This window comes from Albimonas donghaensis (assembly GCF_900106695.1).
GTDB lineage: Bacteria > Pseudomonadota > Alphaproteobacteria > Rhodobacterales > Rhodobacteraceae > Albimonas > Albimonas donghaensis.
Map to the genome: position 1 here is coordinate 86,833 of NZ_FNMZ01000010.1, position 16,157 is coordinate 102,989.

The window sequence follows — 16,157 nt, forward strand, 5'->3', positions numbered from 1 at the left end:
TCGCGGTCGCGCACGGGCCGGGGCCCTCCGGGGTCGGGCGGCGGCGCGGCGCGCGCTCCCCACGGTTCTGCCGCACAGGGGCGCGGATTGAAAGACCGCCGCCGGCGCCGAGGCCGCCGCGCTTCCGCTGGGCGGAAAACCCGCGGGAAGGCTATTGTATACGGACCGCGCAACGTCATGTGAGGCTGCACCCGGCGAATGTTCAGCCGGAAACGGAGAAGGTCGGAGACGCGGGGGACGAGGGCCGGACGCTTCGGCCCCTCCGGAGCGGAGCGGACGGAGGCGCCGGCGCGGCGCGGCGCGGATGCGGCGCGGACGGTGACGCCGGATCCTGTGAATTCGGTCACAGTCGGGCCACAGCTTCGATATATCAGACCCCCGCGCCCGAGGGCGCGGCATACGGCGTGGCGGGTTTTGCGAGGCCGGAACGGACCGAGGCGCGGGCGACCGCCGCCCTCCGGACCGCGCAAGGAAGGAGAGTGACCATGGAAGGCCTGTTCGCGACGGTGGACGCCTATTGCGAGCGGCTGGGGCCGGAATTCTGGGCCGAGCCGCTGAACGCCGTCTCCAACGCCGCCTTCCTGATCGCGGCCGGGGTCGCCTGGATCCTGGCGCGCCGCTCCGGGCGCGACGGCGACTGGGCGGTGCGGGCGCTGGTCATCAACCTGTTCGCGATCGGCATCGGCTCGTTCCTGTTCCACACCTTCGCGCAGCGCTGGTCGGGCGCCGCCGACGTGCTGCCGATCATGCTTTTCATCCTGCTCTACCTCTACCTCGCCGTGGTCCGCTATATCGGGCTGCCGGTCTGGGCGGGGCTGCTGAAGGCGGCGATGTTCCTGCCGGTCTCGGCCGGGCTGGGGGCCTGGCTGACGCCGGCGCTGGGGACGCTCAACGGCTCCATCGGCTATGTGCCCACCTTCCTGGTGCTGGTCGCCTTCGCCACCGGGCTCGCGCTCGCCGCCCATAACAGCTGGCCGGGGCTGGCCGTCGCCGCCGGGCTCTTCGCCATGTCGCTGGCCTTCCGCACCGCCGACGACCAGGCCGGCGCGGTATGCGAGGCGCTGCCGATCGGCACCCACTGGGCCTGGCACCTGCTGAACGGAACGCTGCTGGGGGTGCTGGCGGTCACCTTCGTGCGCCATGGCGCGCCGGGAACGGGGCTGTTCTCCGCCCGCGGCGACGCCGCCCGGCTTGCGCGGGACGGGTCGGCGGGATAAGCCGCGGGGGCACAGCGCAGCCGCCGGAGACCCGCCCCCATGTCCATCGACAAGGCCACCGCCGCCCGCGTCGCCCATCTCGCCCGCATCCGCGTGGACGAGGGCGATCTCGACCGGATCGCCTCCGAGCTTTCGGGCATTCTCGACTGGGTCGAGCAGCTCGCCGAAGTCGACGTCGAGGGGGTCGAGCCGATGACCTCCGTCACGCCGATGGTCCTGCGCCGGCGCGAGGACGCGGTGACCGACGGCGGCATCCGCGAGCGTGTGCTGGCCAACGCACCGGCCACCCGCGAAGGGTTCTTCGCCGTGCCCAAGGTCGTCGAGTGAGCCTTCGGGCCGCTCCGACCCTTCCTTCCGACATCTCCGTTTCCGACGCCCGAGGCCCGCTCCCATGTCCGACCTGACCCGCCTGACCATCGCCGAGGCCCGCGACCGGCTGCGCGCGAAAGAGCTCACGTCGGTGGAGCTGACCGAGGCCTGCCTCGGCGCGATCGAGGCCGCCGGCCCGCTCAACGCCGTCTCCGCCGGAACCCCGGAGAAAGCGCGCGAGATGGCCGCCGCCGCCGATGCGCGCCTGGCCGCCGAGGGCGACGCCGCCCCGTCGCTCTGCGGCATCCCGCTGGGCATCAAGGACCTGTTCTGCACCGAGGGCGTCGCCTCGCAGGCCGCCTCGAACATCCTGAGCGACTTCAAGCCCCAGTACGAATCCACCGTCACCCAGCGCCTGTGGGACCGCGGCGCGGTGATGGTCGGCAAGCTCAACATGGACGAGTTCGCCATGGGCTCGTCGAACGAGACCTCGTGCTACGGCCCGGTGGTGAACCCGTGGCGCGCCAAGGGGTCGAACCGTGATCTCACGCCCGGCGGGTCCTCGGGCGGGTCGGCGGCGGCGGTCGCGGCGGATCTGTGCCTCGGCGCCACCGGCACCGATACCGGCGGCTCGATCCGTCAGCCCGCGGCCTTCACCGGCATCGTCGGCGTGAAGCCCACCTACGGGCGCTGCTCGCGCTGGGGGATCGTGGCCTTCGCCTCGTCGCTGGACCAGGCCGGGCCGATGGCCAAGACCGTGCGCGACGCCGCGATCATGCTGGAGGGGATGGCGGGCTTCGATCCGAAGGACTCCACCTCCGCCGAGCTGGCGGTTCCGGATTTCGAGGCGATGCTCACCGGCGACATCCGCGGCAAGCGCATCGGCCTGCCGGCGGAATACCGCATGGAGGGGATGCCCGCCGATATCGAGGCGCTGTGGGCCAAGGGCGCCGACATGCTGCGCGACGCGGGCGCGGAGATCATCGACATCTCCCTGCCCCACACCAAATACGCGCTGCCCGCCTATTACGTGATCGCCCCGGCCGAGGCCTCGTCCAACCTGGCCCGCTATGACGGCGTGCGTTTCGGGCGCAGGGCGGCGCTGGGGGCCGGCGACGGCATCACCGACCTCTATGAGAAATCCCGCGCCGAGGGCTTCGGCTCCGAGGTGCAGCGCCGGGTGATGATGGGGGCCTTCGTGCTGTCCGCCGGGTATTACGACGCCTATTATCTGCGCGCCCAGAAGGTCCGCACGCTGATCAAGCGCGACTTCGAGCAGGCCTTCGAGAAGGTCGACGCGATCCTCACCCCCGCCACGCCCTCCGCCGCCTTCGGGCTGGGCGAGATGGCGGATGCGGACCCGGTGAAGATGTATCTCAACGACGTGTTCACGGTGACGGTGAACCTGGCGGGCCTGCCCGGCGTGTCGGTGCCCGCGGGGATCGACCATGACGGGCTGCCGCTGGGCCTGCAGCTGATCGGCAAGCCCTGGGGCGAGGCCGAGATGCTCGACATCGCCTACGCCATGGAGCGCGCCGCAGGCTTCGACGCCCGCCCCGACCGCTGGTGGTGAGCCCGCGCGCCCGCGCCGTCTGAGCGCACGGCCCTGGATGGCGCCGGTCGGCGCCGTCCAGGGCCGGCGGGTTCAGGGGATGATGGCGCAGGCGAAGGGCGCGACGTCGGGCCGTCCCTCGGGGCGAAGCATGATCGCCCGGCCCCGAAGCTCCGAGATCCGGCGGGTCGGCAGTTTCGCGGTGACCGCGGCGATGCCGCCGGCGGCGATGCGGAAATCCGGCATCGCCTCCTCTGGATCGTTGGCCGCGCCGCGTCCCGCGATGCGGTCCAGAATGTCCGCCGGGTCGGTCAGGCGCAGGCCCAGGCTGCGGTCCACCACGCCTTTCGACTTGGCCTCGGCCCAGAGATCGGGCGCCGCGCATTCCGGCCGCGGGGCCAGGGTCGCCATCGCCACCCCTTCCGGCAAGCCGATGGCGGCGAGGTCCAGGATCAGGCCTTCCTCGGTCTCATTGAGGATCAGCGCGCCCAGAGCCTCGCCCGGCCCCTCCGGCCCCAGGCCGCGCAAGGTGGTCTCCAGCCGGCTGTCGGTGGCGGCGATGCGCAGCAGGACCTCGGCTTCCCGCTGCTGATGGGCGGCGAGCGCGCCGCTCAGCGCCCTCAGGGCGGCGCGGGACGCGGACGTCGCGTCGCCCCGCGCGGCCAGCAGGCGGCTCAGGTGCAGATGGGCCGCCAGGTCCCGCGCGCCGGCGCGCGACACCGCCAGCCGCAGCTCCGCCTCCGCCGCCTCGACCTCGCCCGAGGCGAACAGCGCCTGCCCCAGCGCATCGGCGCCGAAGGCCGCGTCCGGCGCGGCGCGACGGGCGAAGCGCGCATGGACGAGCGCCAGGTCGACGTCGCTCTGCGAGTCGACCAGCGCCACCGAGGCCGCCGCCCGGTCCACCGCCGCGCCCGGAGCCAGCGCGAAGGCCTCGGCATAACGTTCGGCCGCCGCGCCGGGGGCGCCGAGGTCGAACTCGGCGCGGGCCAGCACGGTCAGCAGCGCCGGGGAGCCGGGCGCGGCCCGCACGCCTTCGCGCAGGGTGTCGCGCCGCTCGACCCCCGTCCGCAGCCGCGCCAGCGCCAGCCACAGGGCGTCGGCGCCGGGATGCGCCTGAAGCCCGCGTTCCAGCGTCTCGACCGCGGCGGCGCGCCCTGAGCCGGCGGCGCGCGCGGCGGCGGTGATCAGCCAGGCCTCCGCGGCCCGGTCTCCGTCGTCCCCGGCGCCGTCCCCGGCGCCATCCTCGTCCAGATAGGGCCGCGCACGGGCGATCGCGGCCTCGGCGCGGTCCGCCGACAGCAGCGCCCGGGCCATCAGCATCGCCCCCTGGCCGGCGGGCAGATCCTCCGCCCGCCGCTCCAGCCAGTCCAGCGCGCCGGCGGGCCAGCCAGCCGCGGCCGCGGTCTCGGCGTAGATATCCAGCACCGAGGCCCGATCCGCCGGGCCGATATCCGACCAGGCGTCGCGCAGCAGGGCGAGGCCCACGGCGGGACGCCCGGCCTCGGTCTCGGCCCGGGCGCGGTCGGGGGCGAAGGCGGCGGCGAGCGCGGGCGTGCCGGCGGCGAGGTCGCCGAACAGCAGCGCCGCCTGCTCCGGCCGCCCTTCCAGCCGCGCCTGCCGGGCGCGCAGCACCGGCCAGGGCAGGTCGGTGCGGGTCTCGGCGGTCAGCAGGCGCTCGGCCACCAGCATCGCCAGCCCCGCCTGCCGGACCAGGCCCGCGGCCTGCGCCGCCTGGATCATCGGCGCCGCGGCGCGCAGGGCCAGAGGTTCGGGCCGCGGGGTGCGGTCGCCGCCGAAGGCGTGCGAGAGCTGGGCGATCACGTCGTCCGGGCGGCCCGCGCGCAGGTAGAGCTCGGCCAGGTCGACATCGACCGGGGTGAGCTCGACCTCCTCCGCCGGGGCGGCCGCCGCCAGCCGCTCGGCCCAGTCCAGCGCGGCGGCGACGTCGCCTTTCGCCATGGCCAGCCGGTAGCGCCCGCGCAGGGCGAGGGGCAGGTCCGGACGCTTGCCGAGGGCCGCGTCATAGGCCTCGGCCGCCGCCTGGGGACGCCCCTGGACCGCGAACGCCGCGCCCGTCGCCGCGCCCAGCCAGACCGGGTCGCCGCCAAGTTCGATGGCCTTGTCGAAACTGCGCGCCGCGCCGTCGCCGACCCCTTCGCCCAGGAGCGCGAGCCCGGCGATGGCGTAGGCGGCGGGGTCGCCGGGGCGGCGGCGGACATAGTCCTGAAGATCGTCGGCGATGCGCGGCGCCCGGTCGCGAACCTTGCGAAGCAGGTTGCGGATCTCGGTCCGATCGCCGCCGCCCCAGGCCGCGATCTCCGCATCGGAGGCCAGCCAGACGAGTTCCTCTCTCGGGAGCGCCGCGGCGGAGGGCGCGGCGATGGCCGCGGAGACCAGCCGGAAGCCCTGCCCCGCCTCGCCGCCTCCGGGAAGCCCGCGCGCCCCCCCCAGCAGCCCGAGGGCCAGCGCCGCCGCGATCACCGCGCCGCGGCCAAGGCGGAGCGGTGTCGACCCGGGCGCCGCCGGCGAGGCCGAATCGTGCGGAGGAAGAGCCGAACCCGGCCGAGACCCGTGCGGGATCTCGGCGTGGGGCGGACGGGCGGGCGTGCGAGAGCGGTCAGCTGTAATCATCTTGGCGGCATGATGACCGAGCCTGCGCCGCCGCGCCACCGTCACGAAGCCTCAGCCCCGCCTGACGGACGAGGATGTCACGGCGGCGCCTCCGCCGGGCGGCGCCCCGCCCCTGCTCGCGGCCCAGGCCTTCAGGCCGGGTCAGGCGCCACGCGGACCATGCGTTTGCCGCGATTCTCGCCCGCCAGCAGGCCGATGAGCGCGGCGGGGGCGTTCTCCAGCCCCTCCACCACGTCCTCCACGACCCGAATCGCGCCGGAGGCGACCCAGCCCGACAGCGCCGCCTCGGCCTCCGCGTCCTTGTCGGCGAAGTCCATGACGATGAACCCCTCCATCCGCAGGCGCTTGACCACCACCAGGCCAGGGAGATTGCGCGGGCCGGAGGGCGCGCCCTCGTCATACTGGCTCACCGCCCCGCAGCAGACCACGCGCCCCTTGAGGTTCATCAGGAACAACGCGGTCTCCAGCACGGCCCCGCCGACATTGTCGAAGTAGACGTCCACCCCGTCCGGGCAGGCCGCTTTCAGCGCCTTGAAGAAACCGGGATCGCGGTAGTCCACGCAGGCGTCGAAGCCCAGTTCCTCCATCACCCAGGCGCATTTCTCCGGGCCCCCGGCGATGCCCACCGCGCGGCAGCCCAGCGCCTTGGCGATCTGGCCCACATACATCCCGACCGAGCCCGCGGCGGCCGAGACCACGACCGTGTCCCCCGCCCTGGGCGCGCCCACCTGCACCAGCCCGTGATAGGCGGTCTTCCCGGCGATGCCGTAGACCGACATCAGGTTCGACAGCGGCCGCAGCCCCGGCAGCTTGACCGCGCCCCTGGCCCGGATGATCGCGTGTTCCGCCCAGCCGGCCTCCGCCGCCACCAGGTCGCCCGGGGACAGGGCGGGGTCCGCGCTCTCCATCACCTCGGCGATGGCGTAGGTGTGCATGACGTCGCCGGCCTTCACCGCCTCGCGGTAGGTGGCACCCTGCATCCAGGCGCGGTTGGCGGCGTCGATGGACATGAGGATGACCCGGACCAGCGCCTCGCCCGGACCGGGGGCGGGAAGGTCGGCCTCGGTCAGCTCGAAGTTCTCCTTCGAGAGCGGGCCCTTGGGCAAGGTTCGGATGACGACCTGGCGGGTGCGGGTCATGGCGGTCTCTCCTCCCGTGGAGCGTGTCGGGCGTTCTGTTTCCGGGCGGCGAGATCGGCGGAGTTGCGCCTCGCCTGTCATTGCGAATACGGTAACTTCACGTTTTGAAGCGAGTCAACATGAGCCGCGCCGACCTGACCCGAGACGCCTGCACCTTCGCCCGCGCCGCCGAGCTGCTGGGCGACCCGTGGACCCTTCTGGCGCTGCGCGAGCTGTTCCTGGGCACGCGCCGCTTCGACGATTTCCAGCGCCAGACCGGGGCCTCGCCGCATCTGCTGTCCCAGCGCCTCAAGCGGCTGGAGGCGGAGGGGATCGTGGCGCGTCGCCGCTATTCCCTGCGCCCGCCGCGGGACGAATACCGGCTGACCGCGCAGGGGCGCGACCTGTGGCCCGTGGTCGTGGCGCTGAAGGGCTGGGGGGACCGCTGGCGTCCGGCGGAGGAGGCCGACGCCCCGCCCCCGATGCGCCTGCGCCATCGCGGCTGCGGGCGGCCGACGGAACCCTGCATGACCTGTTCCGAATGCGGGGAGCCGATGGCGGCCCGGGACTCGATCGTCGAGGTCTCGGACGCCTGGGCCGAGGCCCGCGCCGCCCGCGCCCTGCCCCGCGACCGCGCGCCCCGGAGCGGCTGACCGTAAGACCGCCCCCCGCGCCCCCGCCGCCAATCCATAACCAGACGCTTCCAAGGGAGACCCCAGATGAAAACCCGCATCACCGAAATGCTCGGCATCCAGCACCCGATCATCCAGGGCGGCATGCACTATGTCGGCTTCGCCGAACTGGCCGCGGCCGTGTCCAACGCCGGCGGGCTCGGCGTGATCACCGGCCTGACCCAGAAGACCCCGGCGGATCTGGCGAACGAGATCGCCAAGTGCCGGGACCTGACCGACAAGCCCTTCGGCGTGAACCTGACCTTCCTGCCTACCGTCTCCTCGCCCGACTATCCGGGCTATGTGAAGGCGATCATCGAGGGCGGCGTGAAGGTGGTGGAGACCGCCGGGCGCAACCCGTCGGAGGTCATGCCCTACCTCAAGGACGCGGGCATCAAGGTGATCCACAAATGCACCTCGGTGCGCCACTCGCTCAAGGCGCAGTCGATCGGCTGCGACGCGGTTTCGGTCGACGGGTTCGAATGCGGCGGCCATCCGGGCGAGGACGACATTCCCAACATGATCCTGCTGCCCCGCGCGGCGGACGAGCTGGAGATCCCCTTCGTGGCCTCCGGCGGCATGGCGGATGCGCGCAGCCTCGTCGCCGCCCTGTCGATGGGGGCCGAGGGCATGAACATGGGCACCCGCTTCATCGCCACGAAAGAGGCGCCGGTGCATCAGAAGGTGAAGGAGGCGATCGTCGCGGCCTCCGAGCTGGACACCCGCCTGGTCATGCGCCCGCTGCGCAACACCGAGCGCGTGCTGACCAACGCCGCGGTGGAGCGGCTGCTGGAGAAGGAGCAGCGGCTGGGCAAGGACCTGAAGTTCGAGGACATCATCGACGAGGTCGCCGGCGTCTACCCCAAGATCATGATGGACGGCGACATGGAGGCCGGGGCCTGGTCCTGCGGCATGGTCGCGGGCCTGATCCACGACATCCCCACCTGCGAGGAGCTGATCTCCGGCATCATGGCCGAGGCGGAGATCATCGTGCGCAAGCGGCTCGAAGGCATGTGGGCGGCGTGATCCGGCCGACCTGATCCGCGCCCCATGATCTCGGGGCGGCCATGATCTCGGGGGGGGGGACGCCGCGGCGCCCCCCCTTCTCAGTCCCGCCTCAGTCCCGCCGCCGGTCGTCGATGACGTCGCGCAGGGCGCTCCACCGCGTCACGGCGGCGGCGGCGAGGGGGGCGAAGGGGCGGAACGGGATCCTGGGGAAATCCAGCCCGTCGAAGGCGGTTTCCGAGCCCGGCCGCTCCAGGATCTTCAGCGCCAGCTTGCGCGCGAAATAGAGGCTGCGGGTGACGCCCGAGCCGCAATAGCCGCCCGCATACCAGACCCCGTCGATGCGCCCCAGATGCGGGGCGTGATCCTGGGTGTAGGCGATCTTCCCCGTCCAGAGATGAGAGAAGTTCACGCCTTCCAGCTGCGGGAACACCCGCGTCGCCGCGGCCCGCACGGCGCGGGCGCGGCGGGCGTCGCCGGCCCGCATCGGGCCGATGCGGCCGCCGAAGATGAAACGCGAGTTGTCCGGCGTCGGGCGGAACCACATGAAGACCCGGCGGTTCTCGCCGAAGGCGCGGCCCTGGGGGGTCAGCTCCCCCATCAGGTTGGCCGAAAGCGGCTCGGTCGCCGCCACGCCGGTCAGGATCGGGACCACCCGCGGCCCCAGCGGCGCGGTGGCCTGGGCGGCGCCGTAGCCGTTGGTGGCCATCACCACATCGCGCGCGCGCATCACCCCGTCGGGCAGCCGCAGCGCCACGCCGCCCGCCTCGCGGGTGAGGCCGGAGACCGGCGTGCGCTCGAACAGCATGGCGCCGGCGTCCTCGGCCCGGCGGGCCAGCGCCTCGACCAGCATCCGGGGCTGGATCATGCCGTCGCGCAGATAGACCACGCCGCCCCGGTAGAAATCCGAGCCGATCTGGTCCTGCTGGCGCGCCCGCGGGACCATCTCGTAGGGGAGCCCCACGGCCTTCTCCAGCCGCTCGCATTCCCGCGCGGTGGCCTCGTAGCTGGCGGCGGTCGGGGCGCCGCGGAAACGGCCGGCCATGGTCAGGCCGCAGTCGATGCCCTCGGCCGCGAGGAAGGCCTCGAAATCGTCGAGCGCGGTCATGCCCTCGGTCATGATCGCGGCGGCGCGCTCGGCGCCGTAATGGGCGGTCAGGCCGGCCATGCCCAGCTTGTGAAAGCTCGGCCCCACCATGCCGCCATTGCGCGAGGACGCGCCGTGGCCGATGTCCTCGGCCTCCAGCACCGCCACCGAGCGCCCGCCCCGCGCCAGGTCCAGCGCCAGCCGCAACCCGGTGAAGCCGGAGCCGACCACCGCCACATCCACCGTCTCGGGCCGGGGATGGGCGCGGGGGACGTAGACCTCCCGCCCGTCGCGCCAGTAGTTGCGGGCGGGATCGTCGCTCACGCGGTCAGGGTCCAGGCGTTGCGCCGACGCTCGGCGGGGAAGCGGTCCTCCAGGCCGAGCTCCTTGATCCGGGCCACGGAGGCCTCGAAGATCTGGCGGCTCACCGGCACCGTGTCGGGGGCGAGCATGACCTTGCGCAGCGTCTCGCCCCGCGCGCCCCAGGCGGCGTGGAGCTTGGCCAGATCCCCGACCGCATCGCCGTCGGCGAGGTCCACGCGCAGGTCGCAGGTGTCGATCTCATGCGGGCCGGTGACCCGCAGGGCGGCGGAGACGAGCCTGTCGCCCACCTCTCCGCCCGCATCGCGCCCGGCCACCAGCGCCGCCATCAGCCGGTCGGCGAGCGCCGCGGCGGGGTCGGCGCCGAAAGCCGCGGCCATGGCGGCGGGCACGTCCGGATTGTCGAGGATGTTGCCCAGCGCCAGGCAGTCCGGGCCGGCGGAATGGGCGAAGATCGAATACATGGCCCGCCCGTGATGCACCGCGACGCGCCCCTGCGCGTCGATCACGCCCACCTGACGCCATTCGATGTCGGGGGTCGAGTCGCAGATCACGCCCAGCGTCGTCTCGGCGTCGTCGCCCTCGGCCAGCCGGCGGGCGCCGAGATCGCGCAGGCGGCTGTCGGTGCGGTGCTGGCTCAGCACCCCGCCCTTGCCATGCACGAGCCCGACGCAGCGCGAGCCCACCGCCAGGTCGGAAGTGGTGATCGCCGCGCCGAACGCGCCGGTGCGGGCGCAGCGCCCGACGATGGAGAAGGTCATGGAAGGCTCCCGTTATCCGCCCAGGTCGTCGAAGCGCGGCAGGGGCGCGTCATGGCCCTCCGCCTCGAACTTGCGCCACATCGACCGCGTGGCGGCCTGGGCCTCGTCCACGGCGGCGGTCTCGTCGATGGTGGTCAGCTTGCGGTCGCGCATCAGGAAGCGGCCGTCGGTCATGGTGTCGACCACCAGCCCCGGATGCCCGTAATGCGTGAGGTTGGAAATCAGCGACACCGCCGGCGCCATGGTCGCGTTCTTCAGGTCGATGGTCGCCAGATCCGCCTTGGCCCCGACCGCGATGCGCCCCAGGTCGGGCCGGTCCAGCGCGCGGGCCGCGTTGACGGTGGCGTAGTCGAAGACCCGCCCCGGAGACGGCCGCACCGACCGCCCCCAGGCCCCGCGATGCAGGGTCATGGCGGATTTCATCGACTGGAACATGTCCTCGGTCATGTTGTCGGAGCCGAGCGCGATGTTGATCCCCGCCTCCTGAATCGCCCGCACCGGCGCCGGATGCGGCCCCTTGGCGGACATCGAGGCGGGCGAATGGATGAAATGCACGCCGCGGCGGGCGAGGATCTCCACATCGCTTTCGGTGCAGAAGGTCCAGTGAACCGCCAGCAGGTCGTCGCCGAGAAAGCCGTTGCGGTCGAGATACTCGGTCGAGGTGCAGCCGTGCAGTTTCTCGACCTGCTCTTTCTCCGAGATGATCTGGGACAGGTGGATGGTCCGGCGCAGCCCGTGGCGCGCCGCCAGCCGCGACACCTCCCCCAGCATCCAGGGCGAGCAGTTGTCCGGCCCGTGGGCGGCCATCATCACCCGCACGCGGTCGTTCTCGGACCCGTGGAAACGCTCGATCAGCGCCTCGGTGCGGTTGACGAAGGTCTGCCCGAAGTCGCGGTCGAAGCGATAGGCGCCCTTGCCGACCTCGGTGGTCACGGCGTCCGCGCAGCTCTCGGCCAGCCACAGGCGCAGGCCGGTCGCGGCCATGGCGGGGGCGTAGTCAGCGACATGGCGCAGCGGATCGACGAGGGTCGTGGTCCCCGAGCGGATCGCCTCGGCGCAGGCCAGCCGCGCGATGGCGGCGCGCTCCTCCGGCGTCAGCAGGTAGGAGACGGGGACCATGTACTGGTAGACGAGGTTGCCCTCGATGTCCTCGATGGTCCCGCGCAGCGCCAGCAGCACGGCGTGGGTGTGGGCGTTGACCAGACCGGGAATGACCAGCTTGCCGGTGCAGTCCACCGGCTCGAAATCGGCGAACTCGGTCCCCTCGGGCGCGCGCTCCAGCACCGCGGCGATGCGGTCGCCCTCGATGGCCAGCGTGGCGGGGGCGATGCGGGGCCCGTCGATGGGAAGACCGTCGGTCCCGGCCTCTCCCGGCAGGGCGCAGACGCCCCCGGTCAGCAGCAGCCGGCTCATGTCCGGCGGACCGCCACGGCGCCGGCGAGGACCAGCGTCACCAGCACCAGCACCGTGGCCACCACGGCGATGGTCGGGTCGATATTGTCCTGGATGCCCTCCCAGATCAGCTTGGGCAGCGTCTCCACCCGGCGCACGGTGATGAACAGCACCGAGACGATCTCATCGAAGGACACGATGAAGGCGAAGACGGCGCCGGTGATCATGCCGGGCCGGGCGGCGGGCACCACGACCTCCCACACCGTCCGCCACACCGAGGCGCCGAGCGACCGCGCCGCCTGCGGCAGTTTCGGGTCCAGGTTGGCCAGCGCCGCGAACACGGAGATCGACACGTAAGGCAGCGCCAGCAGCGTGTGCGCCAGGATCACCCCGGTCCAGGTGTCGATCAGGCCGAGCGTCACCCAGAACCGGTAGAAGCCGAGGCTCTGCACCACCGGCGGCACCAGGATCGGCACGATCAGCACCCAGCGCGCGATGGTCGCCGCCCGGTTGCCCAGGAACCAGCAGCCGATGGAGAAGGCCGCGCCCAGCACCGTGGAGATCAGCGCCACCGCCAGCCCCACCAGGATCGAGGCCGCGGTCCCCCCCAGCCAGCGGGCGGAGGTGAAGTAGCTCTCGTAATGCTGAAGCGACAGGCCGTCCTTGGGCAGGCCGATATAGGAGGTGTCGGTCAGCGAGACCGGGATCACCACCAGGATCGGCAGCGCCAGGAAGGCCGCGACCAGCCAGCCGCCGGTGCCCATGGCGATGCGGAAGGCGGAGGCGGGGCCGCCGGGGACGGTCTCGGGGGCGGTCTTGGGGGCGCTCATCAGCTCCGCTCCAACAGGGCGCTGCGCAGGTTCACGAAGCGCGCGGCGACGATCAGGACCAGGGCCGTGGCGACCAGCAGCGCCACCGAGATGGCGGTGCCCAGCCCCCAGTTCAGGAATTCCTGGATCTGGTAGGTGATGTATTCGGAGACCATCAGCACGCGCCCCCCGCCCAGCAGCGCCGGCGTGATGTAGAAACCGAGGCTGAGCACGAAGACCAGCAGCGCGCCGGAGGCGACGCCGGGCAGGGTCTGGGGCAGGTAGACCATCCGGAAGGCGGTGAATTCCGAGGCGCCAAGCCCGCGGGCGGCTTCGGTATAGGCGCGGTCGATGCCGCGCATGTTGGCCATCATCGGCAGCACCGCGAAGGGCAGCATGACATGGACCATGGCCAGCACCACGCCGAATTCGTTGTGCATCAGGCGCATGGGCGCGTCGATGAGGCCGATGTCGCGCATCGCGTCGTTGACCAGGCCCGAGCGGCCCAGCAGCACGATCCACGCGAAGGACCGGATCAGCACCGACACCCAGAACGGCAGCAGCACCATGGCGATCAGCAGCGGCCGGGCGGAGCGGATGACGTTGGTGATGGAATAGGCGCAGATATAGCCGAGCAGCACGCAGATGACCGTGGTCAGCGCCGCCACCCGGAAGGTGATGACGAAGGAGGTCTGCACCGCCTGGCTCTCGGTCATCTTGACGTAGTTGCCGAAGCCGAGCGCGGGCTCGGTCATCGAGATCGCCCAGATGTTCACCAGCGGCCAGATGTAGAAGACGATCATCACGGCCAGCGCCGGGGCCGCCAGAAGCCAGTAACGCGTCTTGTCGGTCTGCATGGGGAACCCGGAGCTTTCGGTGTTGCGCAGGGCCCCCGGCGCGGGCGCGCCGGGGGCGAGGGTCAGGCGCGGGCGGCGGCGAGGTCGCCTGCGCGCCGCCCGCGGCCCATCAGTTGATGAGCGCGTTGACGTATTTCTCTTCGGCGGCGATCTGGTTCTTGGCGTACCATTCGTCGTTGTAGAGGATCTGCGTGGCCACGTTCTCGGGCGAGGTCGGGTTCCACTTGGCCATCGACTCGGGCACCAGCGACGCGGCGGCCGGGTTGATCGGGGCCGAGCCGATCAGCTCGAACCACTTGGCCTGCAGCTCGGGCGCCTGGGCGAACGCGATGAACTTCATCGCTTCCTCGGAGCCGGCCGGGTTGTCCTTGGGCACGACCCAGGTGCCCGGGGACATGACGCCGCCGTCGAAGGAGACGGCGAAGGAACCCTCGTCCATCTCGTCCTTCAGCAGGTGGGCGCGGGTCGACCAGATGTTGCCCATCGACACCTCTTCCTGGAGGAACAGGTTCTGGGACTCGGAGCCCGAGCCCCAGACGATGACGTTGTCGCGGATCTTGCGGAACTGATCGATGGCGGCGTCGATGCCGTCTTCGGTCGACAGCACGTCGTAGACGTCCTCAAGCGCCACGCCCTGGGCCATGGTGGCGCATTCCAGCTGGCCGCGGACGGCCTTGCGGAAGGTGCGCATGCCGGGGAAGTCCTTGACGTTGAACACGTCCGCCCAGTTCTGCGGCTGCGCGTCGCCGAGCAGCTTGGGGTTGGTGGCCAGCACGTAGGAATAGACGTAGTTGCCGCAGCCGAATTCCCAGTCGGTGCCGGGCATCAGCTTGGCGCGGTCGACGATGGAATAGTCGATGGGCTGGGTCATTCCCGCCTCGCCCAGGATGATCGCCGAGCCGGGGCCCGAGTCGCACACGTCCCAGACCACGGCGCCGCTCTCGACCATGGCGCGGATGCGGCCGGCGGAGGGGCCGGAGCCGTCGATCACCACGTCGACGCCGGTCTCGGCCTTGTAGGTCTCGCCCAGCACTTCCTTGATGATGTCGGCGGCCTTGCCGCCCCAGTTGACGATCACCAGCTCGGACGCGGCGGCGTTGGCGCGGCCGCCGAAGCCGACGGCCGGCAGCACGCCCAGGGCGGCCATGGCGGTCAGCAGGCCGCGACGGGTCAGGCGGCCTTCGCGGTAACGGTGGGCGGCGACTTCGGCCAGCTCCACGCTCATTTCATGGTCGAAATTGTCGGACATCGGGGTCGCTCCTTGTCGGTGGATGGGGGCGGCTTCTTGCGGCCGGGTTCGGGACGGTCCTGGGGCTCAGGCCTCTTCGAGGAACACGCAGGCGTCGCGATCCCAGGTCAGGGTCACGGGCAGGTCGCGTTCCGGATGGATCCCGGCCTTCCAGGTCGGGCGGGACACCAGCAGAGGCCCGAGCGTGTCGGTCTCCACGATCAGCTGGGCGCGCTCGCCCAGATAGGAGATCTGCGCCACGCGGCCGGGCACGCCCGGACCGCCGGCGGCGCCCAGCACGATGCGCTCGGGGCGCAGGGCGACGCGGGCGGTGGTCCCCACCGGGGGCGGGGCGGGGGAGTCGATCTCCACCGCCGCGCCGCCGAGATCGCAGGCCGCCGCGCCGGGCAGATGCGCCAGCACCTTGGCGTCGGCGAAGTTGGACTTGCCCAGAAAGTTCGCCACGAAGCCGGTGCGCGGACGATTATACAGCGTCTCGGGGTCGCCCGCCTGCTGGATCTTGCCGCCCGACAGGATGACGATGCGGTCCGACATGGACAGCGCCTCCTCCTGGTCATGGGTGACGTAGATGAAGGTCACGCCCAGCTTCTCGTGCAGGGCCTTCAGCTCCCATTGCAGGTCGGCGCGCAGCTTCTTGTCCAGCGCCGACAGCGGCTCGTCGAGCAGCAGCACCTGCGGGCGGAACGACAGCGCGCGCGCCAGCGCCACGCGCTGCTGCTGGCCGCCGGAAAGCTGGGAGGGCATGCGGTCGGCGAAGGCCGCCATCTGCACCAGGTCGAGGCATTCCTTCACCCGGTCGCGGATCTCGGCCTTGCCCACGCCGCGGACCTTGAGCGGGAAGCCGACGTTCTGGCCCACGGTCATGGTCGGGAACAGCGCGTAGCCCTGGAACACCATGCCGAAGCCGCGCTTTTCCGGCGGCAGGGAAGTGATGTTCGCGCCGCGCATCGACACCGTGCCGGCGGTGAGCTGGGTGAACCCGGCCACCGCCGTCAGCAGCGTGGTCTTGCCGGAGCCCGACGGCCCGAGCAGCGTGAGGAACTCGCCCTCCGCCACGTCGAGATCCACATGGTCGAGCGCGTTGGTCTCGCCATACGTCTTCAGAGCATTTCGGATCGAGAGGATCGCGTCGGTCATGTTGCCCCTGGTCCGGTGCTGCGTCTCGGAGCGGCGCCGAG

14 protein-coding genes are annotated in these 16,157 nt (G+C 71.9%); 5 read left to right on the forward strand and 9 right to left on the reverse strand.

What is annotated here, in order from left to right:
• The first annotated feature begins 485 nt into the window (after positions 1-485).
• The 3 genes from BLV24_RS18875 to gatA all read left to right on the forward strand — a co-directional run bounded on the left by BLV24_RS18875 (position 486) and on the right by gatA (position 3,099).
• Entirely contained in the window at positions 486-1,217 is a 732-nt protein-coding gene (locus BLV24_RS18875) for a ceramidase domain-containing protein (protein WP_092684748.1), read from the forward strand.
• Between the two features lie 39 nt (positions 1,218-1,256).
• Complete coding sequence (gatC, locus tag BLV24_RS18880) at positions 1,257-1,544, forward strand: Asp-tRNA(Asn)/Glu-tRNA(Gln) amidotransferase subunit GatC (RefSeq protein ID WP_092684750.1); 288 nt, start codon at positions 1,257-1,259, stop codon at positions 1,542-1,544.
• Positions 1,545-1,608: 64 nt separating this feature from the next.
• Positions 1,609-3,099 (forward strand): Asp-tRNA(Asn)/Glu-tRNA(Gln) amidotransferase subunit GatA, encoded by a 1,491-nt coding sequence (gatA, locus tag BLV24_RS18885; RefSeq protein ID WP_092684752.1) that lies wholly within the window; start codon positions 1,609-1,611, stop codon positions 3,097-3,099.
• Positions 3,100-3,171: 72 nt separating this feature from the next.
• On the opposite strand, the gene BLV24_RS18890 is transcribed toward gatA, so the two are convergent.
• Both BLV24_RS18890 and BLV24_RS18895 read right to left on the reverse strand, forming a co-directional pair.
• Complete coding sequence (locus BLV24_RS18890) at positions 3,172-5,559, reverse strand: hypothetical protein (RefSeq protein WP_092684754.1); 2,388 nt, start codon at positions 5,557-5,559, stop codon at positions 3,172-3,174.
• Between the two features lie 281 nt (positions 5,560-5,840).
• Positions 5,841-6,848, reverse strand: a complete 1,008-nt coding sequence (locus BLV24_RS18895; RefSeq protein ID WP_092684756.1) for an NADP-dependent oxidoreductase — start codon at positions 6,846-6,848, stop codon at positions 5,841-5,843.
• A gap of 119 nt (positions 6,849-6,967) precedes the next feature.
• Between BLV24_RS18895 and BLV24_RS18900 the strand changes: the two genes are divergently transcribed.
• Both BLV24_RS18900 and BLV24_RS18905 read left to right on the forward strand, forming a co-directional pair.
• A complete protein-coding gene (locus BLV24_RS18900) occupies positions 6,968-7,480 on the forward strand; it encodes a winged helix-turn-helix transcriptional regulator (RefSeq protein ID WP_092684757.1) in 513 nt (170 codons plus the stop codon).
• Between the two features lie 66 nt (positions 7,481-7,546).
• Positions 7,547-8,524 carry an NAD(P)H-dependent flavin oxidoreductase gene (locus BLV24_RS18905; protein WP_092684760.1) on the forward strand — a complete coding sequence of 326 codons (978 nt, stop codon included), beginning with the start codon at positions 7,547-7,549 and terminating at the stop codon, positions 8,522-8,524.
• A gap of 91 nt (positions 8,525-8,615) precedes the next feature.
• Here BLV24_RS18905 and BLV24_RS18910 read toward each other — a convergent pair whose 3' ends face one another.
• The 7 genes from BLV24_RS18910 to BLV24_RS18940 form a co-directional block, all read right to left on the reverse strand.
• Positions 8,616-9,914 (reverse strand): NAD(P)/FAD-dependent oxidoreductase, encoded by a 1,299-nt coding sequence (locus tag BLV24_RS18910; RefSeq protein WP_176954832.1) that lies wholly within the window; start codon positions 9,912-9,914, stop codon positions 8,616-8,618.
• Positions 9,911-10,672, reverse strand: coding sequence for a DUF1028 domain-containing protein (locus BLV24_RS18915; RefSeq protein WP_092684764.1), 762 nt, complete (start codon positions 10,670-10,672; stop codon positions 9,911-9,913). Before BLV24_RS18915 ends, BLV24_RS18910 begins: the two co-directional genes overlap by 4 nt.
• Before the next feature lie 12 nt (positions 10,673-10,684).
• Positions 10,685-12,085, reverse strand: a complete 1,401-nt coding sequence (locus tag BLV24_RS18920; RefSeq protein ID WP_092684766.1) for an amidohydrolase family protein — start codon at positions 12,083-12,085, stop codon at positions 10,685-10,687.
• Entirely contained in the window at positions 12,082-12,894 is an 813-nt protein-coding gene (locus BLV24_RS18925) for an ABC transporter permease (RefSeq protein WP_092684768.1), read from the reverse strand. The genes BLV24_RS18920 and BLV24_RS18925 overlap by 4 nt, the downstream gene beginning before the upstream one ends.
• A complete protein-coding gene (locus BLV24_RS18930; RefSeq protein WP_092684770.1) occupies positions 12,894-13,730 on the reverse strand; it encodes an ABC transporter permease in 837 nt (278 codons plus the stop codon). The genes BLV24_RS18925 and BLV24_RS18930 overlap by 1 nt, the downstream gene beginning before the upstream one ends.
• A 109-nt stretch (positions 13,731-13,839) precedes the next feature.
• On the reverse strand, positions 13,840-14,979 hold the full coding sequence (locus BLV24_RS18935; protein ID WP_092684772.1) for an ABC transporter substrate-binding protein: 1,140 nt from the start codon (positions 14,977-14,979) through the stop codon (positions 13,840-13,842).
• A gap of 66 nt (positions 14,980-15,045) precedes the next feature.
• Positions 15,046-16,116, reverse strand: a complete 1,071-nt coding sequence (locus tag BLV24_RS18940) for an ABC transporter ATP-binding protein (protein WP_092684774.1) — start codon at positions 16,114-16,116, stop codon at positions 15,046-15,048.
• Positions 16,117-16,157 lie beyond the last annotated feature (41 nt).

Bases quoted from the DNA above. Each gene is read 5' to 3' on its own strand.
- BLV24_RS18875 (WP_092684748.1), top strand. From the start codon at position 486: ATGGAAGGCCTGTTCGCGACGGTGGACGCCTATTGCGAGCGGCTGGGG.
- gatC (WP_092684750.1), top strand. From the start codon at position 1,257: ATGTCCATCGACAAGGCCACCGCCGCCCGCGTCGCCCATCTCGCCCGC.
- gatA (WP_092684752.1), top strand. From the start codon at position 1,609: ATGTCCGACCTGACCCGCCTGACCATCGCCGAGGCCCGCGACCGGCTG.
- BLV24_RS18895 (WP_092684756.1), bottom strand. From the start codon at position 6,848: ATGACCCGCACCCGCCAGGTCGTCATCCGAACCTTGCCCAAGGGCCCG.
- BLV24_RS18900 (WP_092684757.1), top strand. From the start codon at position 6,968: ATGAGCCGCGCCGACCTGACCCGAGACGCCTGCACCTTCGCCCGCGCC.
- BLV24_RS18905 (WP_092684760.1), top strand. From the start codon at position 7,547: ATGAAAACCCGCATCACCGAAATGCTCGGCATCCAGCACCCGATCATC.
- BLV24_RS18915 (WP_092684764.1), bottom strand. From the start codon at position 10,672: ATGACCTTCTCCATCGTCGGGCGCTGCGCCCGCACCGGCGCGTTCGGC.
- BLV24_RS18920 (WP_092684766.1), bottom strand. From the start codon at position 12,085: ATGAGCCGGCTGCTGCTGACCGGGGGCGTCTGCGCCCTGCCGGGAGAG.
- BLV24_RS18925 (WP_092684768.1), bottom strand. From the start codon at position 12,894: ATGAGCGCCCCCAAGACCGCCCCCGAGACCGTCCCCGGCGGCCCCGCC.
- BLV24_RS18930 (WP_092684770.1), bottom strand. From the start codon at position 13,730: ATGCAGACCGACAAGACGCGTTACTGGCTTCTGGCGGCCCCGGCGCTG.
- BLV24_RS18935 (WP_092684772.1), bottom strand. From the start codon at position 14,979: ATGTCCGACAATTTCGACCATGAAATGAGCGTGGAGCTGGCCGAAGTC.
- BLV24_RS18940 (WP_092684774.1), bottom strand. From the start codon at position 16,116: ATGACCGACGCGATCCTCTCGATCCGAAATGCTCTGAAGACGTATGGC.